The 20,237-nt window shown below is 36.1% G+C and carries 24 protein-coding genes; 22 read left to right on the top strand and 2 right to left on the bottom strand.

Translation table 11 applies throughout. From position 1 onward, the window contains the following. The first annotated feature begins 50 nt into the window (after positions 1-50). On the top strand, positions 51-1,313 hold the full coding sequence (locus VIG73_RS15000) for a DNA polymerase thumb domain-containing protein (protein ID WP_331643480.1): 1,263 nt from the start codon (positions 51-53) through the stop codon (positions 1,311-1,313). Positions 1,314-1,345: 32 nt separating this feature from the next. On the opposite strand, the gene VIG73_RS14995 is transcribed toward VIG73_RS15000, so the two are convergent. Beyond that, positions 1,346-2,257, bottom strand: coding sequence for an aldo/keto reductase (locus VIG73_RS14995; RefSeq protein WP_331643478.1), 912 nt, complete (start codon positions 2,255-2,257; stop codon positions 1,346-1,348). 113 nt (positions 2,258-2,370) lie between these two features. On the opposite strand from VIG73_RS14995, the gene VIG73_RS14990 reads away from it, so the two are divergent. The 20 genes from VIG73_RS14990 (at position 2,371) to VIG73_RS14895 (ending at position 19,209) form a co-directional block, all read left to right on the top strand. Then, positions 2,371-2,919 carry an NUDIX hydrolase gene (locus VIG73_RS14990; RefSeq protein ID WP_331643476.1) on the top strand — a complete coding sequence of 183 codons (549 nt, stop codon included), beginning with the start codon at positions 2,371-2,373 and terminating at the stop codon, positions 2,917-2,919. Further along, a complete protein-coding gene (locus VIG73_RS14985) occupies positions 2,916-4,085 on the top strand; it encodes an endonuclease Q family protein (protein ID WP_331643474.1) in 1,170 nt (389 codons plus the stop codon). Before VIG73_RS14990 ends, VIG73_RS14985 begins: the two co-directional genes overlap by 4 nt. Positions 4,086-4,170: 85 nt before the next feature. After that, on the top strand, positions 4,171-4,812 hold the full coding sequence (gene spoIIM / locus VIG73_RS14980) for a stage II sporulation protein M (protein ID WP_331643472.1): 642 nt from the start codon (positions 4,171-4,173) through the stop codon (positions 4,810-4,812). Positions 4,813-4,921: 109 nt separating this feature from the next. Next, entirely contained in the window at positions 4,922-5,392 is a 471-nt protein-coding gene (locus tag VIG73_RS14975) for a Fur family transcriptional regulator (RefSeq protein WP_331643470.1), read from the top strand. A gap of 94 nt (positions 5,393-5,486) precedes the next feature. Next, positions 5,487-5,687, top strand: a complete 201-nt coding sequence (locus tag VIG73_RS14970; protein WP_331643468.1) for a DUF4227 family protein — start codon at positions 5,487-5,489, stop codon at positions 5,685-5,687. 4 nt (positions 5,688-5,691) lie between these two features. Next, the gene (gene xerD, locus VIG73_RS14965) at positions 5,692-6,585 is read left to right on the top strand and encodes a site-specific tyrosine recombinase XerD (protein ID WP_331643466.1); all 894 of its coding nucleotides are present in this window, start codon (positions 5,692-5,694) and stop codon (positions 6,583-6,585) included. 66 nt (positions 6,586-6,651) lie between these two features. Beyond that, positions 6,652-7,836, top strand: a complete 1,185-nt coding sequence (gene deoB, locus VIG73_RS14960; RefSeq protein WP_331643464.1) for a phosphopentomutase — start codon at positions 6,652-6,654, stop codon at positions 7,834-7,836. Positions 7,837-7,840: 4 nt separating this feature from the next. Continuing rightward, positions 7,841-8,665, top strand: a complete 825-nt coding sequence (locus tag VIG73_RS14955) for a purine-nucleoside phosphorylase (protein WP_331643462.1) — start codon at positions 7,841-7,843, stop codon at positions 8,663-8,665. Between the two features lie 12 nt (positions 8,666-8,677). Next, positions 8,678-9,979, top strand: a complete 1,302-nt coding sequence (locus VIG73_RS14950) for a pyrimidine-nucleoside phosphorylase (RefSeq protein ID WP_331643460.1) — start codon at positions 8,678-8,680, stop codon at positions 9,977-9,979. A gap of 91 nt (positions 9,980-10,070) precedes the next feature. Next, on the top strand, positions 10,071-11,243 hold the full coding sequence (locus VIG73_RS14945; protein ID WP_331643458.1) for a D-alanyl-D-alanine carboxypeptidase family protein: 1,173 nt from the start codon (positions 10,071-10,073) through the stop codon (positions 11,241-11,243). A gap of 107 nt (positions 11,244-11,350) precedes the next feature. Then, complete coding sequence (spoIIAA, locus tag VIG73_RS14940) at positions 11,351-11,704, top strand: anti-sigma F factor antagonist (RefSeq protein ID WP_331643456.1); 354 nt, start codon at positions 11,351-11,353, stop codon at positions 11,702-11,704. Next, a complete protein-coding gene (gene spoIIAB / locus VIG73_RS14935; RefSeq protein WP_331643453.1) occupies positions 11,701-12,147 on the top strand; it encodes an anti-sigma F factor in 447 nt (148 codons plus the stop codon). The genes spoIIAA and spoIIAB overlap by 4 nt, the downstream gene beginning before the upstream one ends. 11 nt (positions 12,148-12,158) lie before the next feature. After that, positions 12,159-12,920: an RNA polymerase sporulation sigma factor SigF gene (sigF, locus tag VIG73_RS14930; RefSeq protein ID WP_331643451.1), complete on the top strand. Its 762-nt coding sequence runs from the start codon at positions 12,159-12,161 to the stop codon at positions 12,918-12,920. A gap of 86 nt (positions 12,921-13,006) precedes the next feature. Beyond that, positions 13,007-13,606: a stage V sporulation protein AA gene (locus VIG73_RS14925; protein ID WP_331643448.1), complete on the top strand. Its 600-nt coding sequence runs from the start codon at positions 13,007-13,009 to the stop codon at positions 13,604-13,606. Next, positions 13,596-14,009 (top strand): stage V sporulation protein AB, encoded by a 414-nt coding sequence (locus VIG73_RS14920; protein WP_331643446.1) that lies wholly within the window; start codon positions 13,596-13,598, stop codon positions 14,007-14,009. The genes VIG73_RS14925 and VIG73_RS14920 overlap by 11 nt, the downstream gene beginning before the upstream one ends. 33 nt (positions 14,010-14,042) lie before the next feature. Next, the gene (locus VIG73_RS14915) at positions 14,043-15,512 is read left to right on the top strand and encodes a spore germination protein (protein ID WP_331643444.1); all 1,470 of its coding nucleotides are present in this window, start codon (positions 14,043-14,045) and stop codon (positions 15,510-15,512) included. A gap of 777 nt (positions 15,513-16,289) precedes the next feature. After that, positions 16,290-17,600 carry a diaminopimelate decarboxylase gene (gene lysA, locus VIG73_RS14910; RefSeq protein ID WP_331643758.1) on the top strand — a complete coding sequence of 437 codons (1,311 nt, stop codon included), beginning with the start codon at positions 16,290-16,292 and terminating at the stop codon, positions 17,598-17,600. Between the two features lie 89 nt (positions 17,601-17,689). Continuing rightward, positions 17,690-18,124 carry a peptidylprolyl isomerase gene (locus VIG73_RS14905; RefSeq protein ID WP_331643443.1) on the top strand — a complete coding sequence of 145 codons (435 nt, stop codon included), beginning with the start codon at positions 17,690-17,692 and terminating at the stop codon, positions 18,122-18,124. A gap of 16 nt (positions 18,125-18,140) precedes the next feature. After that, positions 18,141-18,614, top strand: coding sequence for a site-2 protease family protein (locus VIG73_RS14900; RefSeq protein ID WP_331643442.1), 474 nt, complete (start codon positions 18,141-18,143; stop codon positions 18,612-18,614). A 223-nt stretch (positions 18,615-18,837) separates the two neighbouring features. Beyond that, positions 18,838-19,209, top strand: coding sequence for a GNAT family N-acetyltransferase (locus tag VIG73_RS14895; protein ID WP_331643440.1), 372 nt, complete (start codon positions 18,838-18,840; stop codon positions 19,207-19,209). Positions 19,210-19,262: 53 nt separating this feature from the next. Here VIG73_RS14895 and VIG73_RS14890 read toward each other — a convergent pair whose 3' ends face one another. After that, positions 19,263-19,352 (bottom strand): YjcZ family sporulation protein, encoded by a 90-nt coding sequence (locus tag VIG73_RS14890; protein WP_331643438.1) that lies wholly within the window; start codon positions 19,350-19,352, stop codon positions 19,263-19,265. 130 nt (positions 19,353-19,482) lie between these two features. Here VIG73_RS14890 and VIG73_RS14885 point away from each other — a divergent pair, with 130 nt between their 5' ends. Next, a complete protein-coding gene (locus VIG73_RS14885; protein WP_331643436.1) occupies positions 19,483-20,214 on the top strand; it encodes a segregation/condensation protein A in 732 nt (243 codons plus the stop codon). The last annotated feature ends 23 nt before the right edge of the window (positions 20,215-20,237 follow it).

Raw genomic sequence — 20,237 nt, 5'->3', positions numbered from 1 at the left:
ATATATTCGTATAATAGGAGGTGCATAATGAAGAAAGGGGATTGGGTGGGATGATTGATTATGGTGCATTACCGAAACGGACGATTTTTTGTATCGATATGAAAAGCTTCTATGCGAGTTGTGCTGCACTTGACAGAGGGTTAGACCCATTAACAACTTACTTAGCTGTTGTCGCTGATACAAACCGGGAAGGAAGTGTCGTTTTAGCTGCTACACCAGTACTGAAACATGAATTTGGTATTCGGACTGGCAATCGTCTATTCGAAATTCCCCGAGATGATCGAATTATCATCGTTCCCGCACAAATGAATTTATATTTAAAAGTATCCGTTGAGATTACACGTTTATTTAATAAATACGTTCCACAAGAAGCGATTCATACGTACAGTGTGGATGAAAGCTTTTTAGATGTTTCTGGTACTTGTCGGCTTTTTGGAGATTATGATCAATTGGCTAAACGAATCATCGATGAATTAAAAGATACATTCGGCTTAACCGCTACGATTGGGATAGGTCCGAATATGTTAATGGCAAAATTATGTCTTGATTTAGAAGCGAAAAAGACGAGAATTGCTCATTGGACATATGATGATATTCCGACGAAATTATGGCCTATTAAGCCTTTGTCAAAGATGTGGGGAATTGGTCGTCCGTTAGAAAAGCGACTCAATCGTATGGGAATCATAACAGTTGGTGATTTAGCTCACTATCCTTTAACTCAATTAGAAAAAGTTTTCGGTGTAATGGGTAACCAACTATATTATCATGCGCATGGTGTTGATTTATCACAATTAGAGACCCCGCTTTTAACAGAGCAAGTCAGTTATGGAAAAAGCCAAATCTTATTACGTGATTATCATCATCCAGAAAAAATCGCTCATGTTATTTTAGAAATGTGTGAAGAAGTTGCAAGAAGAGCTCGGGAAGATCGGAAAGCAGGGCGAACGATTTATCTTGGCATTGGTTATAGTAAACATGATGGTGGAGGGGGCTTTTATCGTTCGCTCTCTCGAGAAACACCTACAAATATAACGATGGAAATATATGCGGCTTGCATGTATTTGTTTCGGCAATTTTATACGCATAAAACGGTCCGAAAAATATCGGTCTCATTGGGACAGATTGTTGAAGACAACCAACTGCAATTGCAATTATTTGCAGGAAATCGCCTTCGTGAACAGAACCTCGGTTACGTAATGGATGATATTCGCCAATATTATGGTTCAGATGCTTTATTACGAGCTATCTCTTTTACAGAATATGGAACAGCTAGACATCGCAGTCAATTAGTAGGGGGGCATTACGCGACATAAAGAAACGAGGCAGCTTGGTGCCCCGTCTAACTTTAACGATGCTGTGTATAAGTAATTGGCTTCGTCAATGTTTGAATATGTTCGTATAAGTCATCATTCATTGTATCTGTTAAGTCGATGGTGATATTTTCTTGAAGTTGTTTTAAAGAACTAGCTCCAAAAACAACACTGCTAACTGCTGGGTGTTTTAGTATATAAGTCAATGCAAGTTCATTTAGATTTAGATTTAATTGATTTAGCTGGTCGAATATCGTTAAAAGCTCGTCAGTGGAATAGTTTAAGTAGCCTTGTTTGCCTTTCTCGAAGATTCTATTTCTACCGTTCGTCGTTAGCATTCCTTGAGCCAAAGGTCCACGAGCTAGTACACTAATACCTTCTGATTCGAGCAATGAAAGAACTGCTTCTTCTGGTCGGCGATCAAGTAGATTATATTGCATCATCACAGCATCAATATTCGATCGCTTTACATATTCACGAATCACATTTGGTCGAATTGAAGAAATACCGTATGCACGAATAAGTCCTTCTTTTTTTAATGTCTCAAAGGCATCAATCGTTTCATCGATTGGATCGTCAATCGTACCACCATGTAACATATAAAAGTCAATATAGTCCGTTTGAAGTCTCTGTAGGCTCTGTTTAACAGCTTCTAAAATATATTTTTTGGAAGGGTCCCAGAACCAATCTTTTTTGTGCGAATCGAAATGATTACCTACTTTTGTCGTTAAAATAATTTGCTTGCGTCTGTCTTTAATAACTTCTCCAATGATCTCTTCATTGATGCCAAAATCATATAAATCCGCTGTATCAAGATGATTAATGCCATAATCAAGAGCCGTATCAACAATTTGTTTTGCTTGTTTCTTGTTTGTTCCAAGTGACATACATCCTAAAGTGAGTTCAGAAATATAAAGGTCGGATTGACCGAGTCGATTCTTCTTCAAACATAACACCCTCCTCAAATGATAGCTCCTTCTATTTTAAGAATCGTTCAATAAAAAGGCAAGCGTATGTTACAATTGAGAGGATTGGTTAAACTATAGCTGAGGTGACACAGATGCGTAAATTTGAAGAAAAAACAATTAAAACTGAACATATATTTCAAGGAAAAGTTGTCCAATTACAAGTGGACGATGTCGAGTTACCGAATGGGCAATATTCAAAGCGAGAAATTATTAAACATCCTGGGGCAGTAGCGGTTATTGCTATTACGCCAGATAAAAAAATCGTCTTCGTTGAGCAGTATCGAAAACCACTAGAGAAATCATTAGTCGAAATACCAGCTGGAAAATTAGAACCAAATGAAGAACCTCTTACAACAGCTCGTCGTGAATTAGAAGAGGAGACGGGTTATACAACGACAGATTTAACATTGGTGACATCATTTTATACATCACCAGGATTTGCAGATGAATTAATGTGCATCTATTTAGCTAAGGATCTTGTTCGTTTGGAAGATCCACCTAAAGGAGATGAGGATGAATTTGTTGAAGTGATCGAATTGACACTTGATGAAGCACAACAATATGTGAAAGAACAACGCATTCATGATGCTAAAACAAATTATGCCGTCCTTTATCTCGAATCAATGGGGCTATTAAAATGAGTTTACAAACATATTTTGCTGATATGCATATTCATATTGGGCGTGATAAATGTAATCAACCTGTAAAAATTACCGCCTCAAATCAATTAACATTAACACGTATTCTAAAAGAAGCGAGTCGTCGTAAAGGAATTGATTTGATTGGGGTTATCGATGCTCACGCTCCGAATGTCTTGCTTGAATTAAAGGAGCTTTTAGAAGCTGGTTTTGCGACTGAATTAACTGATGGTGGTATTCGCTTTGAAAAGGTGACGCTGTTATTAGGAGCTGAGATTGAAGTATATGATGCATATTGCCGGGGTCCGATTCATGTGTTATGTTATGTTCCCACTGTTGAATCAATGGATATATTCTCATCTTGGTTAAAAGGGCGCATGACAAATATTTCATTAAGCTCACAACGATTTTACGGTTCGGCTCAAGAACTACAACAAAAGGTAAAAGAGTTAGCAGGTCTATTTATTCCAGCTCATGTATTTACGCCTTTTAAGAGTTTATATGGTAAGGGAGTTGTCACATCTTTACGAGAAGTGTTAGACCCAAAACTGATTGATGGTATTGAGCTAGGCTTAAGTTCCGACACATCGATGGCAGATCAAATACAAGAACTCCATTCGTATACGTTTTTAACGAATTCTGATGCCCATTCACTAAAGAAAATTGCTAGAGAATATCAACAAATTGCTTTAAAAGAACCATCGTTTAAAGAGTTTTCGCTAGCACTTAAACAAGAAGATGGAAGAAGATGGATACGTAACTTCGGTATGAATCCTAAACTTGGGAAATATTATGCAACTGTTTGCCAAGAGTGCATGCATCAGAATAAGCCCGGCGCTAATCAATGTGTTCAGTGTGGCGGAAAGAAAATCATTAAAGGGGTAAGAGACCGCATAACAGAAATCGGCCAAGCGGATATGAAGCGTATAAATCGTCCTCCTTACTTATATCAAGTACCTCTGGAATTTCTACCAAAACTAGGTCCGAAAACATATGAACGATTACTAACCCATTTCAATACAGAGATGAATATTCTCCATCATGTATCATATGAGCAATTAATTCAGGTGATTCAGCCAAGTTTAGCTATGCTAATTATTCAGATGCGTGAAGGGAAACTTGATATTATCCCTGGTGGGGGTGGCAAATATGGACGAGTTAAAAAATAATATATAAATCTCTATTTTAAGACATGTTTACTAGATATCCTTCATAGATTAATGATATAAATGGTCAGAGAAATGGAGGATATCAATGTATACACAAAAAATCATTTTGACTCACTTTAAAGAACATGCGACAACATATGTATTTACAGTGATTTTATTTTTAACCGGTATTATGTTCGGTGCGTTTATCGTAAATAGCATGCATTTTGTCCAAAAGCAAGATCTCTTTTTTTATTTAGAAAAATTTTTTGGGCAACTGGCTACAGAGGATTTTTTGAATCGCCTTGATATTTTAAAAAGTAGCTTTGCCTATCATGTTAAATATCTCTTCTTTATTTTTATTTTAGGTCTGTCAATCATCGGGTTACCACTCGTTTGGATTTTGTTGTTTTTAAAAGGTTTAGTTGTTGGGTTTACCGTCGGTTTTCTCGTTAATCAACTTGGCATGAAAGGTTTCTTTATTGCAAGCATAGCAGTTGCACCACAAAATCTCTTAATTATACCAATCTATTTAATTGCCGGGAGTCTGTCGATGATTTTCTCGTTAACCTTATTCAACAAACTCGTTTCTCGTAAATTCTCACAACCGATTTTTAGACCATTTGCACAATATTTAGTTGTTTTTCTCTTTCTTATGGTGATATCGTTCCTAGCTGCAACAATTGAAGCTTTTATTACAAATGAAGCGATGCAATCACTGATTAAATCATATTATACATCAAAATAATACGAATGAACTTAAAATCGTATGGGCTTTTTCGTGTAAAACGAATTATACTTTGACATGATTTTTTTGTGTGCATATAATAAAGATGGGATATGAGGGAGGGAAGCTCATGGAACATCGTCTAGATCGAATAAAAAAACAACTTCATGCACAAAGTTATAAATTGACTCCACAACGTGAAGCTACCGTTAAAGTATTGTTGGAGCGTGAAGAAGATCATTTAAGTGCGGAAGATATTTATTTATTAGTTAAGGAAAAAGCTCCGGAAATTGGCCTAGCCACGGTCTATCGAACATTAGAGCTTTTATTAGAATTGCAAATCGTTGAGAAAATAAATTTTGGTGATGGTGTTTCGAGGTATGATTTACGTCAAGAAGGACTGGAACATTTTCATCACCATCTTGTGTGTGTTGAATGTGGATCGATTCAAGAGATATTTGAGAATCTATTAGTTGATGTTGAAAAGAAAGTTGAAAAGGAATGGGGATTTCAAGTACAAGATCACCGATTAACATTTCATGGGGTATGTAAACAGTGTCAACAAGCAACTACTCTGAAAAAAGCGCGGACAACGAAATAGTTCATTAAAATAACTTTTAGCCAATGACATGTATAAAATCTCTCTTTTTTGGCATATCTTTTAACAAGTAGTATTGAGAAAGAGGTTATGCTAGATGAAGAGAATGGTTTGGCATTCATTAAAAGTTTTTATAATTTTTATTGCGTGTACGCTCTTGTTTTATTTCGGGCTACGTTTTATGCATTTAGAATATGAACAATTCCATCGTTATGAACCACCTGAAGGTCCTGCTATTAAAGTGTTTCATAACGATGATGTGAAGCGTTTTAGACTATTCTTTAGATTTGGAGAATAATTTGATGTTACAATATGCGATAGATGATTTCCTACATTATTTACAAGTAGAAAAAGGACTAGCACCAAATACGTTGAGTGCGTATGAGCAAGATTTAACGACGTATCGTCAATTTATAGCCAAAGAACGATTGAAATCAGAATGGACAGATGTTACAAAACTCGATTTGATTCAATATTTTAGTTCGCTTAAAGAAAATGGTAAAGCGGCAACGACCATAGCGAGAAACGTGTCCTCATTACGGATGTTCCATCGCTTTTTATTACGGGACGGTATCGTAAATAACGATGTTAGTGAACATATTAACACTCCAAAAAAGCCACGTAAATTGCCAAATGTATTATCAACATTAGAAGTTGAAAAACTGTTATCTATTAACATAAAAACGCCACTAGATATGAGGAATAAAGCAATGATTGAGTTGCTTTATGCGACGGGGTTACGTGTAACTGAATTAATCGAACTGAATCAAAGTGATTTTCATCGGACGATGGGCTTTGTACGTTGTGTGGGCAAAGGGTCAAAAGAAAGGATTATACCAGTTGGAGATATTGCTTTACAAGCAGTTAACGACTATATAGATACAGCGAGACCTAAGCTAGTCAAACAAAATAAATCTGAAAACGCTCTCTTTCTTAATCACCATGGACGCCCTTTAACGAGGCAAGGGTTTTGGAAGATTATTAAACAACTAGCGCAAGAAGTTGGCATTAAAAAGCAAATTTCACCACATATGTTGCGTCATTCATTTGCGACACATTTATTAGAAAACGGGGCCGATTTAAGAGCTGTTCAAGAAATGCTCGGACATGAGGACATTTCAACAACAGAAATTTATACTCATGTTACGAAGACGCGAATGAAAGAAGTTTATAATAAATATCACCCACGTGCTTAATTCTTCTTTTTTAGTTGTCTGACATCATACAACTAAAACATCATTTAAATTAGGAGGTTGAAAAATATGAAGAACTTTAAACGAATCTTTCTCGTTGTACTCGACTCAGTTGGTTTTGGTGAAGCAACAGATGCTGAACAATATGATGATAAAGGTGCTGATACAATTGGTCATATTGCAGAGGAGATGGGTGGGCTACATATGCCACATATGGAAATGTTAGGTTTTGGTAATATACGCCCAATAAAAGGAATCTCAGCTGTTCATCCAGCACGAGCTCATTATACGAAAATGCAAGAAGCATCTGTTGGTAAAGATACAATGACTGGTCATTGGGAAATCATGGGGTTACATATTGATAAACCGTTTCGAACATTTCCAAACGGATTTCCGAATGAATTAATTTCCAAACTCGAAGAAAAAACAGGTCGAAAAGTGATTGGAAATAAACCAGCATCCGGAACAGCTATTATAGAAGAATTAGGAAAAGAGCACATTGAAACAGGTGCCATCATTGCCTATACTTCAGCGGACAGTGTGTTACAAATTGCTGCACACGAAGAAGTCGTTCCGCTTGAGGAATTGTATCATATTTGTGAGATAGCTCGTAAACTAACACTAGATGAAAAATATATGGTTGGACGCGTGATTGCTAGACCATTTATCGGAGAAATTGGCAACTTTACACGTACAGCTAATCGACATGATTATGCGTTAAAACCGTTCGGACGTACAGTGATGAATGAATTAAAAGACAATCATTATGATGTTATCGCTCTTGGAAAAATAGCAGATATTTATGATGGAGAAGGGGTAACAGAGGCCGTTCGAACAACAAGTAATGATGATGGCATGATTAAACTAATAGAAGCTGTCGATCGTGATTTCCATGGCTTATGTTTCTTGAATCTTGTTGATTTCGATGCGAAATATGGGCATCGCCGTGATCCAATAGGTTATGGAAAAGCACTTGAAGCATATGATCGCCAGCTAATTGATGTGCTTAATAAACTAACATCAGATGATTTATTAATCATTACGGCTGATCATGGAAATGATCCGACACATCATGGTACAGATCATACGAGAGAATATGTCCCACTCATAACTTATTATCGTGACATTATTGAAGGAAAACAGTTACCACTTAGAGAAACATTTGCAGATATCGGTGCGACTATTGCTGATAATTTTAATGTTACTCTTCCAGAATACGGGACAAGCTTTTTAAAACAAATGACAGGGGAGTGATTGAATGGACGTGAATTATATTAAAGAGGCAAGTGCATTTATTGAAAAACATATTGATAATAAACCAGCAATTGGTCTTGTTCTAGGCTCTGGATTAGGTGTCTTAGCTGAAGAAATTCAAGATCCAGTTATGATTAATTATGAGGACATTCCTCATTTTCCGACTTCTACTGTAGCGGGACATAAGGGCCGCCTTGTAATAGGAACACTACAAGGAAAACATGTCGTAGCGATGCAAGGCCGTTTTCATTATTATGAAGGCTATACGATGCAACAAGTGACATTTCCAATTCGTGTAATGAAAGAATTAGGCATTCATTCCCTTATTGTGACTAATGCTGCAGGGGGAATTAATAAAGCATTTATTCCAGGTGACTTGATGATTATTACAGATCATATTAATAATATGGGAACTAACCCATTAGTTGGACCGAACGATGACCGATTAGGTCCGCGTTTTCCTGATTTATCAAGAGCGTATGATCATCAATATATTAAAATCGCAAAACAATGTGCTGAAACGATCGGTCTTAATATAAAAGAAGGTGTTTACGTGGCCAACCAAGGTCCAATATATGAAACACCTATTGAAGTAAACATGCTCAGAACCTTAGGAGGCGATGCAGTTGGTATGTCAACTGTACCAGAAGTCATTGTAGCTAATCATGCCTCACTTCGCGTTCTAGGGATTTCGTGCATTTCGAATATGGCGGCAGGCATCTTAGATCAACCTTTAACACATGATGAAGTGATTGAAACAACGGAACGAGTAAAAGAAGATTTTCTGAAATTTGTTAAAGAAACGATAAAACAATTACCGAATAAATGAAGGTGATCGAATATGAGAATGTATGACATTATTGAAAAGAAACGAGACGGTTTAACATTATCAGAGGAAGAAATTCGTTATTTTATTCAAGGATATACGGAAGGATCGATTCCAGATTATCAAGTAAGTGCCCTTTTAATGGCAATTTATTTTGAAGGAATGAACCAGACAGAATTAGCCTATCTGACAAAAGCAATGGTGGATTCTGGCGATACGATTGATTTATCAGCTATAGATGGGATAAAAGTTGATAAACACTCGACAGGTGGAGTGGGTGATACAACGACATTGATATTGGCTCCACTCGTTGCCTCAATAGGTGTTCCAGTTGCTAAGATGAGTGGCAGAGGGTTAGGTCATACGGGTGGGACATTGGATAAATTGGAAGCTATACCAGGATTTCATATTGAAATTAGCCGTGACGAATTTATCGAACTTGTCAATCGTAATAAAGTGGCTGTTATTGGACAAACAGGTAATTTAACACCTGCTGATAAAAAAATATATAGTCTAAGAGACGTCACAGCTACAGTTAACTCCATTCCTCTTATTGCCAGTTCTATCATGAGTAAGAAAATAGCAGCTGGTTCAGATGCTATCGTATTAGATGTGAAGACAGGTCAAGGAGCATTTATGAAACAGGTATCTGAAGCAGAGGAATTAGCCAAAGCAATGGTAGCCATTGGCAAGAAAACAAGCCGAAAAACAATTGCTGTTATATCAGATATGAATCAACCACTCGGTTATGCAGTTGGCAATGCCCTTGAAGTAAAAGAAGCAATTGAAACATTACAAGGAAAAGGGCCGAAAGATTTAACAGAACTTTGCTTAACATTAGGCAGTCATATGGTTGTTTTATCAGGTGTGATTGAAAATGAGGCAGAAGCTAAAGCAAAGCTAGAAGAAAACCTTCATAATGGAAAAGCTTTTGAAACGTTTAAGCTTTTTCTCGAAGCACAAGGTGGAAATGCAGAAGTTGCTGATAAACCTGAACGTTTACCACAGGCTAAATATAAAATTGATATTCCAGCGAAAAAGTCAGGTACGGTTGCTAAAATTATAACTGATGATATAGGTACAATTGCTATGACATTGGGAGCAGGTCGACAAACGAAAGAGGATGAAATTGACTTGGCAGTAGGGATTGTCCTTCATAAAAAAATCGGTGATTCAGTGAAAGTAGGAGAGCCTCTCGTAACAATTCATACGAACAATCAGGATATATCAGCCATTAAACCTAAAGTTTATGAGTGTATCATGATCTCGGATGACCAGGTGACACCACCACAATTAATTCATAACATAATTTCCTAAAAAACACATGTCTCAACATGTGTTTTTTTGTTTAAAAAAACAAATAACTGGAAACGATATATATGATATTGATTGCTGGAGGTAAGAGAATATGAGAATAAGAACAATACTTTATTTGTTTCTCAGCTTATTATTTATTTTTATAAGTATAACACCTGTATTTGCCCAAGAAGATGAACAAGCATTAGATTTAGCTTCTGATGCTAAATCAGCCCTTCTCATGGAACGAGATACCGGAACAATTATATTTGAAAAAAATGCAAATGAACCACTTCCACCTGCTAGTATGGTAAAAATCATGACGTTATTAATTGTTATGGAGGAATTAGCGAAGGGAAACTTGAAAAAAAATGAAATGGTTAGAGTAAGTGAAAATGCATCATCAATGGGTGGGTCACAAGTGTTTCTAGAAACTGGAGAGGAAATATCGGTTGATGATTTGATTAAAAGTGTCGCAATTGCCTCAGGAAATGATGCCAGTGTTGCACTAGCTGAACGAATCAGTGGTAGTGAGCAAAGCTTTGTTAAAAGAATGAATGAAAAAGTAGCAGAATTACAGCTTAAAAATACAAGATTTAAAAATGTTACAGGATTACCAGCGAAGGATCAGTACAGCACAGCATATGACATGGCAGTTATTGCCAAAGCATTATTGCAATACGAGGATATCACAACGTACACATCGATCTACGAAGACTATTTACGTAAAGGACAAAAGAATGAATTCTGGCTCGTTAATACGAACAAACTCGTGCGTTTTTATCCGGGGGTTGATGGTTTGAAAACAGGCTACACAAGTGAAGCAAAGTATTGTTTAACTGCAACTGCTGAAAAGAACGACATGCGAATGATTACAGTTGTCATGGGAGCTGACTCCGTTAAAAAACGGAATCATGCAACATCAGAGATGCTTGATTATGCATTTAATCATTATGAAACAGAACAATTATTTGCAAAAGGTGACGTTATAAAAACAGTTCCATTATTAAAAGCAGAGCAAAGAGATATTCAAATCGTTACAGGCGATTCTGTTCGTACGATTTATAAGAAGGAAAAACCATATGAAAATATTAAAACACATGTAAAAATTGAAGATGATTTTTCACTGCCAATTAAAAAAGGGGAACAAGTCGGTGTATTAACAGTAAAAGATAACAATCATGTGTTATCGGAAACGCCTTTAATCGTCGACTCAGACATCAAGGAAGCATCATTTTTAACGCTTTTTAAACGCACATTGGAAAATTTGTCGAAAGCTCGCTAACAAAGTGTTTTTTATTGCGAATAACAACTTCTTTTGTCTAAAAGCAGGAATTGATTAAATGAATAAAGAATCTCTATGTATACCTATTAATGCGAAGGGGGATTGACATGGGTTTATTTTACACATTTTCTGTTAAAGAAGACGTTCTTGTCGTGAGATTAAGTGGTGAACTCGATCATCATGAAGTAGAAAAATTAAGAGAATCATGGAAGGAAAAATTGTATACTCATCCAATTAAACACGTCCTATTAAATTTAGAAGCAGTCACTTTTATGGATAGTTCAGGCCTAGGTGTTATCTTAGGTCGTTATAAGGAAGTGTTGCAGCTAGGCGGGGAATTTGTTGTCTGCTCTGTTTCCCCAACGATTAGAAAGATATTTGAAATGTCGGGATTATTTAAGATTATTCGCCAAGAAAAAGATGAAATAAACGCATTAGTGACATTGGGGGTGGCTTCATGAGAAATCGAATGTATTTAGAAATAGCCAGTATGAGTGAGAATGAATCATTTGCTCGAGTGGCGGTGGGCGCCTTTATTTCGCAACTAGATCCAACGATGGATGAGTTAATGGAAGTGAAAACGGTTGTATCTGAAGCGGTCACAAATTCGATTATACATGGTTATAATGAAGAACCAAATCACACGATAGAAATTTCTTGCCATTTATATGATAGGAAATTTGATTTAACAATAACTGATCATGGAATGGGCATAGAAGACATAGAAATCGCGCGCGAACCAATGTATACTTCGAAACCAGAGCTAGAACGTTCCGGAATGGGATTTACAATCATTGAAAATTTTATGGATTCAATCGAGATAGAGTCGTCAATTGGAAAAGGGACAACAATCCATATGACGAAAATATTATCTCCAAAAAAAACGAAAGTTGTCCATGAATAGGAATGGGGCCTATGAATGTCAATGTTAAGAAATCAGAAGCTAAGAAGAAAGGCTTATTATCGGATCGTGAAATAAAAGAGTATTTATTAAAAAGCCAACAAGGTGATAAGAGAGCCCGAGATTATTTAGTGGAAAAGAATACCCGACTTGTTTGGTCTGTTGTTCAACGATTTATGAATCGTGGGTATGACCCAGATGATTTATTTCAAATCGGCTGCATCGGGTTAATCAAGTCGATAGATAAGTTTGATTTATCATATGATGTACGCTTTTCTACTTATGCTGTTCCGATGATTATCGGAGAAATTCAGCGATTTTTACGTGATGATGGGAGTGTCAAAATTAGTCGCTCCCTTAAAGAAACAGCTAATAGGATTCGACGAAAAAAAGATGAATTAACAAAACAAAATGGTCGAACACCAACGATTAGCGAAGTTGCTGAAGCATTAGAGATAACACCTGAGGAAGTGGTGCATGCTGAAGAAGCACTTAAAACCCCACAATCAATCCATGAAACGGTATTTGAAAATGATGGTGACCCCATTACATTACTCGATCAACTAGCAGATGACAATAAGAATTGGTTTGATAAACTCACATTAGAAGAAGCTATACGTGCTTTGGACAAACGGGAACGGCTTATTCTTTATTTACGATATTATAAAGATCAGACCCAATCCGAAGTCGCCAAACGTTTAGGTGTGTCACAAGTACAAGTCTCACGCTTAGAAAAAAAGATACTTGAAGAAATGAAACAAATAATGAGGACTTAAAACCATCCAATCGGGTGGTTTTTTTATTCATAATATGTTTTTTTTATCAAATAATAGAAGAGACTATGAAAAAGAGGGTGCTTTTTGTGAACAATACGGTTTATGTACGTATGAAACAGAAGATTAATGTAAGAAAAGGCACAAGTCTCACACTAAATAAACTCGCTGATGTGTCAACAAGTACACCATTATCTGAAGAGATTAATCAGTTTGTCGTTTATCAACTTTCCGATAACGAGAAACATGTTATTGTGTTCGATCAATTTTTTATACTTGAGCAATTACAAAAGAAATATCCAGAAATTGATGTTCATTTTTTAGGGGCAAATCAAACAATCGTTCAAATATCGAATAAACAGAGCCCGCCATCGATTCTACTAGCAGTTATTGTGTGGTTTATTTTATTTATTGGGACAGCAATGACCATCATGAATTTTCATTACGATGTGAGTATGCAAGAAACACAACAAAAGATTCATTATATGTTAACAGGAAAAGCTGTTCAATCACCCTTATGGATTCAAATTCCATACTCACTCGGCTTGGGAGTCGGTATGCTTCTGTTCTTTAATCATTGGTTTAAGAAACGCTTTAATAATGAGCCAAGCCCACTTGAAATCGAGATTTCTAAGTATCAGGATTCACTTGATGATTATATAAAGAAACATGAAAAACATGTGGATTAACCTTATAGAAATGATCATCGGCTTTTCAAGTGGTTTGGCCGTTGGGGCTGGTTTTGTAGCATTAATAACATTGCTAAAAATCTTACCGAGACTAATCCAATTGACAAAAACAGTTTATTTTATCCACGTTTTTATAAGCTCGATTATTGCCGGTGCTATATTTGCAGGTTACTTATCTTTTGCACCAATTGTTTGGCACTATTCTATATTTGGATCAATGATATGGGGTGGGTTTCACGGGATATTTAATGGAATGCTAATTGCTGCATTAGCAGAAGTGTTAAATGTATTTCCCATCTTTTTGAGAAGGCTTAATTTAAAAGTCTGGCTGAAATGGTTTGTCATGGCATTTGTATTTGGAAAAATGGCTGGTTCATTATTCCAATGGTTATTCTTTGATTGATTATAATGATTCATAAAACAGGAGAGAAATCTAATGGTAATGAAGCGAATATATGAAAACGTTCAAGATGTTGAAAAATATATGAAAAAACGCATCGGTTTAGGGACATCCTTTGATGTTGGTGTTAAACATTTTGTTGTAATGAATAAAAAGGCTCAATTATATTTTGTTAATGGTTTAATTGATAGTATGATTATTAGTCGATTATTGGAAGAACTTGTTGAGTTTAATAACCGTGATCATATGCTTAAGCGTGATGTGTTGGCCACCATTGAAAATCGGCTAATACATGAACAAGTTTCACGTGTTAAAACAATGGATGAAGCAGTTGATCAAATATTAACCGGCTTGATTGCCATTTTTATAGAAGGACAAAAATCAGCCTTTATCATTGATGTCAGAAGTTATCCAGGGAGAAGTCCGGAAGAGCCAGATACAGAGCGCGTTATTCGTGGTTCAAGAGACGGGTATACGGAAAATATCATAGAAAATACCGGATTAACACGGCGGCGTATTAAAGATGAACGTTTAAGAAATGAAATGTTAGTTGTCGGTGAACGCTCTAAAACGGATGTCTGTGTAAGTTATATTAAAGATATAGCGGACGAGACATTTGTGGATGTCGTTAAACACAAAATTAGTGAAATTGATGTAGATGGTATTCCAATGGCTGATAAATCACTTGAAGAGTTTATCTTAGGTGGAAAGTGGAGCCCTTTTCCGATGGTTCGTTATACAGAAAGACCGGATGTAGCAGCACGTCACTTGATGGATGGTCATGTTATCGTTCATGTCGATACATCTCCAACAGTAATTATTTTACCGACAACATATTTTAACTGTCTTGAACATGCAGAGGAATATCGCCAAGCTCCAGCTGCGGGAACATTCATACGTTGGGTTCGTCTATTTGCTGTATTAGCATCGATCTTCCTTTTACCATTATGGTTATTATTTGTGATGGAACCATCATTACTGCCACCTGAACTTAGTTTTATTGGACCGAAAGAAGAAGGAAATGTGCCGATTGTTTTCCAAATAATATTAGCCGATGTCGGTGTTGAATTTCTCCGAATGGCTGCCGTGCATACACCAACCCCTTTAGCAACAGCCATGGGCTTAATAGCCGCCGTATTAATCGGACAAATTGCTGTTGATGTCGGGTTACTCAGCTCCGAGGTTATCTTATATGTCGCGATTAGTACGATTGGTTCCTATGTTACCCCGAGTTATGAATTGAGTATCGCTAATAAAATAGCTAAATTGTTTTTAATCATTACGACAGCTTTATTCGGTGTGTCTGGATTTATGATTGGAACATTGGTTACATTAATCTATCTCGTTCGCCTGAAAGCATTCAAAACACCTTATATGTGGCCGTTTATTCCATTTGATTTACGAGGTATGTGGCATTTTATAATGCGTATTCCTGTCCCATTTTTAAACATTAGACCAGAAATTGTCCACCCTAAAGATCAATTTTCACAGCCACAGAAAAAATAAGGTCCTTTTGTTTTTTACTTTGTTGTGGTAAAGTGTTTGTAAGATTTTGAATGAAAGACCTGCGGTAATATGTCAAGAGAAAAATAAATAAATATTTTGTTATCAAGGTTCAAATTACTTAAAAAAAGCAAACTCTAAGCTAGACCAGTAATAAAATGGAAATTACCGGAATTATATAAAAGGATTAATGAAGCTAGTTATCTTTCATCTATAACGCTCCTTTCGATTTAGAATCATTGGAACTTAAATCTTGGACGCTCTGAGATATCCCTAGTGTGAACGCCGATCAGCAGCCTCGTGTATGAGTACTATCCTTGCATCGAAAGCCGCCCTAGAGCTACTATCATCTAGGTTCGAACGTCAAGGTGTACAGCCTGCGTGTATGTAGGTCGAAACGCACACTGGGAAACAGTCTTTCTAATGCGGTTGTCCGCAAGGAGAGTAAGAATTGTCCCAAATGATCCCAAGACCATTATCTAGGAACATCACGGAACGTCCAAGACATTTGACATATTATCTAAGGTCTTTACTAATTCATGAGTTTGTCCAAACCAAGTTACTTGGAACGGAAGGCGGCGACTCCTGCGGGAAAAGCATGAGACTTGAGACCCAAGAACGAGTTTTTTGCGAGTGAGGAGGCTCAAGCCATGCCCGCGGAAAGCGTCCGCCTACAGTGGAAAGTAACGGTAGCACGAGCAGATACAATTTTATAAATTAGTTAGAATAAAATAGGCGGAAAAATAACGCCTAAACATAATATACGAGGGGAGAGTCATGATGCTATTTACACACCATCAGTATCAAGTTAATGAACATGGTCATCTCGTTATCGGGGAAGTAGATGTAACCCGTTTAGCTGAAAAATATAAAACCCCTTTATATATTTATGATATTGAGAAAGTTAGACAAAACTGTCGTGATTTTATCGATCCTTTTAAAGAGCAACATATAAAAGGACGTGTAGCATACGCGAGTAAAGCATTTTCGTCAATCGGTATATTACAAGTGATCCAACAAGAAGGATTATCAGTTGATGTCGTTTCAAAGGGTGAGCTCTATACAGCCATTCAAGCAGGGTTTAATCCGGAAAAAATTCATCTTCATGGAAATAATAAGAGTAAAAGCGAATTAGAAATGGCGATAAAAACAGGAGTAGGCTGTATCGTTATTGACAATTTTTATGAGATAGAGCTACTAAATGAATTATTAAATAAATACAAGAAAAAAATTAATGTGTTACTACGTGTCACACCTGGTATTGAGTCAAATACACATCATTATATTATGACGGGTAATGAGGACTCAAAATTTGGTTTTAATTTACAAAACAGGCAAGCTGAAGCAGCATTATTAAAAATTCAGCACCATCCCTATCTCAATTTAAAAGGATTGCACTGTCATATCGGGTCACAAATATTTGAAACGGAAGGCTTTCTCTTAGCAACAAATCGCTTATTTAGTGAATTAAGTCGATGGCATAAAGCGTATCAATATGAACCAGAAGTCATTAATTTAGGTGGTGGATTCGGTATACAATATACGAAGGAAGATAAGCCACTTCACCGTTCGAAATATGTGACTGCACTTATTAAAGCCGTTCAAGAACAATCTAAAAACATTCAAATCCCAATGCCTGAAATATGGATTGAACCTGGTCGTTCAATTGTGGGGGATGCAGGTATAACGTTATATACGATAGGATCAATGAAAGATATTCCTGGCATTAGAAAATATATTTCTGTCGATGGAGGAATGACTGATAATTTAAGACCAGCTCTTTACGGAGCGAAATATGAGGCTATATTAGCAAATAAAGCGAATCAACCAGCTACTCAAAAGACATCTATCTCTGGCAAATGTTGTGAATCAGGCGATATGCTTATTTGGGATTTACCACTACCCGATGCAGAACCAGGCGATCTACTAGCTGTTTTTGCAACAGGTGCATACGGATACTCGATGGCAAGTCATTATAATCGCTTTACTAAACCGGCTGTTGTATTCGTTGAAAATGGTCAAGATCATCTCGTTATTAAGCGTGAAACATATCAGGATGTTGTTCGCAATGATTTACCATATATCGGTTAATTTGAGCCTTTTCTTTTCATAAATCGTGATACATGATAAGATGAATGATGAGTATACTTTATTTAATGGAATAGAAGGTGTGAATGAATATGGCTAAAGGATATATTCTTATGGAAGACGGTAATAAAGTTGAATTTGAGCTTTATCCAAATGAAGCTCCAAAAACAGTTGAAAACTTTATTAAATTAGCAAAGGATAATTTTTATGATGGTTTAACATTCCATCGTGTTATACCAGGTTTTGTTAGTCAAGGTGGTTGCCCGATTGGTAACGGAACAGGTAATGCGGGATATACGATCAAGTGTGAAACAGATGGTAACCCACATAAACATGTTGAAGGATCTTTATCAATGGCGCATGCAGGAAGAGATACAGGAAGTTCACAATTTTTCATTGTACATGAACCACAACCACATTTAGACGGTGTACATACCGTATTTGGAAAAGTAACTTCAGGAATAGAACATGTGAAAGCTATGGCAAATGGCGATGTCATGACAAAGATAGAAATAACAGAAGAATAACGTATACGCATTAACAATGGATGCATACATAATCGTCTATTTGCTTTTATTTGTTGCGCCAATAAGCGCTTTAATTCATGAATCTGGTCACATGATTGGATCGGTCATGACTGGATCTAATCATGTGCACCTATCAATCGGTTATGGAAAAGAAATGGCATCATTTTCGACTGAAAAAGTGCATATTTCAATTCATTTATATTTTTTTCTAAGTGGTCAAGCGATTAGTGAAAGAAATCGCCCTTACAAAACATGGGAACTTGTTTTTATATCGATTTGTGGTCCTCTCAACAATGTCATATTTGTTTTTTTGTTTTATTTTATTTATAATATCATTCCTAGCAAATATATTTTACTTTTACTTTTTTTTAATGGCTGGCTTGCGATTACAAATATCATTCCGTACAAGGTAAATAAAAAACGATCTGACGGTTATATCGTTATGAAAGCTATAAGGCAACATTTTGCCCAGAGGTATAAAAAAAGGTAAATAGGTTATGGTTTTAGGAAGAGGCTGATTGACTTGAACCAACGTAAAAGAAACATTATACTTTTTATTATTTTACTCGTATTGGCACTTGTTTGGGGCATCTCCTATTGGTTCATTTTTGTTTTATAGAATGAACGTAATGGTACACGTGGAGTTTTGTAGAATTTTTCGATATACATGCATAAATTATTGCAGCAAGTCATTTAGTTAATGAGGGGTATCTATGTTAATTCGTTATAAAAAGAACTTGGAAAAAATAGCAATGGGTTTGCTTTCTTTTATGCCGACTGTAAAAGATGTGAAAGCATTGCAAGATATAATTAAACAATATGAGACGGATCCTAATTGGCATCTTTATCTTTGGAAAGATGATGATGATATGATTGGTGTAATCGGTCTAAAGGTGAATGAGGAAAAAAAGCAAGCTGTTATTCAGCATCTTTCAGTTAGCCCATCACATCGTAACCAAGGGATAGGAAAGTTGTTAATTAGTGAAATTCATCAACAATATGATCAGTACCAGCTTTGTGCTGAAAAAGCGATTGATGATTTTTATAAAAAATGTGATTTAGAAAATGATTCCACTTCAAAATAAAACCCAGCCCAGTATAATGGGCTGGATTTTTAATCTGGATAGGGTGTTTATTTTTAGTACCAAGCTGCACCAACAATAATCAATAGGATGAATAGAACGACAATCAATGCGAAACCTCCGCCATATCCGTATCCACCGCTCATTTTATATTCCTCCTTTTGTTTCAATGGTATAATAGAGACATTCAGCCTTTCCTTAATACATTATGTTATGGGATACAAACGTGTATGGGCATTCGTAAAATTTTTGTCATTTAAAAAGGAGTATGGGTGTATGAGTCAAGCCTATAAAGTTAAGTTGTCAACATTTGAAGGACCGCTTGATTTATTATTGCATTTGGTTAATCAATATGAAATCGATATTTATGACATACCGATGGCGGAATTAGCCGATCAATACTTAGAATATATTCATACGATGCAAACATTAGAATTGAATATCGCAAGTGAATATCTAGTCATGGCTGCAACATTAATAGCCTTAAAAAGTCAAATGCTCTTACCAAAGCAAGAAATTGACCCTGAACTTGATACATACGAAGAAGACCCACGCGAAGAGTTATTAATACGCTTAATTGAATACCGAAAGTATAAAGAGGCTGCTAAAGTATTATCTGAAAAAGAGAAAGATCAGAATCAAACCTTTACAAGAACACCTAAAAACTTCGGAAAAGAAGAAAAGAAACCAATCATTATAGAAGGAGAAGCATCTGTGTATGATATGTTAGATGCTCTAAAGCATATGTTTGAACGGAAACAATGGAGTCGTCCACTTGAAACCAAAGTTGAAAAACAAGATATTCCTATTGAACAGCGTATGGAAGAAGTTCTTTATCTCGTTCGACATGCAAATGAAGGTATTTTATTTGATAATCTCTTTCCTTATCCATCACGTTCACATATCGTGATTACGTTTATGGCATTACTTCAGCTCATGAAGCAAAATGAAGTAGTCTGTCGTCAAGAAGATAATTTTACTCATTTATATATTTATCCATTTTCATAAAATGATGAAGTTGAGTTGTGAGG

Source organism: Cerasibacillus sp. (assembly GCF_036516575.1).
Lineage (GTDB): Bacteria > Bacillota > Bacilli > Bacillales > Amphibacillaceae > Cerasibacillus.
Note: the sequence above shows the minus strand (reverse complement) of the source record. Positions and strands in the feature narration are given on the sequence as shown.

Bases quoted from the DNA above. Each gene is read 5' to 3' on its own strand.
- VIG73_RS15000 (WP_331643480.1), top strand. From the start codon at position 51: ATGATTGATTATGGTGCATTACCGAAACGGACGATTTTTTGTATCGAT.
- VIG73_RS14990 (WP_331643476.1), top strand. From the start codon at position 2,371: ATGCGTAAATTTGAAGAAAAAACAATTAAAACTGAACATATATTTCAA.
- VIG73_RS14985 (WP_331643474.1), top strand. From the start codon at position 2,916: ATGAGTTTACAAACATATTTTGCTGATATGCATATTCATATTGGGCGT.
- spoIIM (WP_331643472.1), top strand. From the start codon at position 4,171: ATGTATACACAAAAAATCATTTTGACTCACTTTAAAGAACATGCGACA.
- VIG73_RS14975 (WP_331643470.1), top strand. From the start codon at position 4,922: ATGGAACATCGTCTAGATCGAATAAAAAAACAACTTCATGCACAAAGT.
- VIG73_RS14970 (WP_331643468.1), top strand. From the start codon at position 5,487: ATGAAGAGAATGGTTTGGCATTCATTAAAAGTTTTTATAATTTTTATT.
- xerD (WP_331643466.1), top strand. From the start codon at position 5,692: ATGTTACAATATGCGATAGATGATTTCCTACATTATTTACAAGTAGAA.
- deoB (WP_331643464.1), top strand. From the start codon at position 6,652: ATGAAGAACTTTAAACGAATCTTTCTCGTTGTACTCGACTCAGTTGGT.
- VIG73_RS14955 (WP_331643462.1), top strand. From the start codon at position 7,841: ATGGACGTGAATTATATTAAAGAGGCAAGTGCATTTATTGAAAAACAT.
- VIG73_RS14950 (WP_331643460.1), top strand. From the start codon at position 8,678: ATGAGAATGTATGACATTATTGAAAAGAAACGAGACGGTTTAACATTA.
- VIG73_RS14945 (WP_331643458.1), top strand. From the start codon at position 10,071: ATGAGAATAAGAACAATACTTTATTTGTTTCTCAGCTTATTATTTATT.
- spoIIAA (WP_331643456.1), top strand. From the start codon at position 11,351: ATGGGTTTATTTTACACATTTTCTGTTAAAGAAGACGTTCTTGTCGTG.
- spoIIAB (WP_331643453.1), top strand. From the start codon at position 11,701: ATGAGAAATCGAATGTATTTAGAAATAGCCAGTATGAGTGAGAATGAA.
- sigF (WP_331643451.1), top strand. From the start codon at position 12,159: ATGAATGTCAATGTTAAGAAATCAGAAGCTAAGAAGAAAGGCTTATTA.
- VIG73_RS14920 (WP_331643446.1), top strand. From the start codon at position 13,596: ATGTGGATTAACCTTATAGAAATGATCATCGGCTTTTCAAGTGGTTTG.
- VIG73_RS14915 (WP_331643444.1), top strand. From the start codon at position 14,043: ATGGTAATGAAGCGAATATATGAAAACGTTCAAGATGTTGAAAAATAT.
- lysA (WP_331643758.1), top strand. From the start codon at position 16,290: ATGCTATTTACACACCATCAGTATCAAGTTAATGAACATGGTCATCTC.
- VIG73_RS14905 (WP_331643443.1), top strand. From the start codon at position 17,690: ATGGCTAAAGGATATATTCTTATGGAAGACGGTAATAAAGTTGAATTT.
- VIG73_RS14900 (WP_331643442.1), top strand. From the start codon at position 18,141: ATGGATGCATACATAATCGTCTATTTGCTTTTATTTGTTGCGCCAATA.
- VIG73_RS14895 (WP_331643440.1), top strand. From the start codon at position 18,838: ATGTTAATTCGTTATAAAAAGAACTTGGAAAAAATAGCAATGGGTTTG.
- VIG73_RS14890 (WP_331643438.1), bottom strand. From the start codon at position 19,352: ATGAGCGGTGGATACGGATATGGCGGAGGTTTCGCATTGATTGTCGTT.
- VIG73_RS14885 (WP_331643436.1), top strand. From the start codon at position 19,483: ATGAGTCAAGCCTATAAAGTTAAGTTGTCAACATTTGAAGGACCGCTT.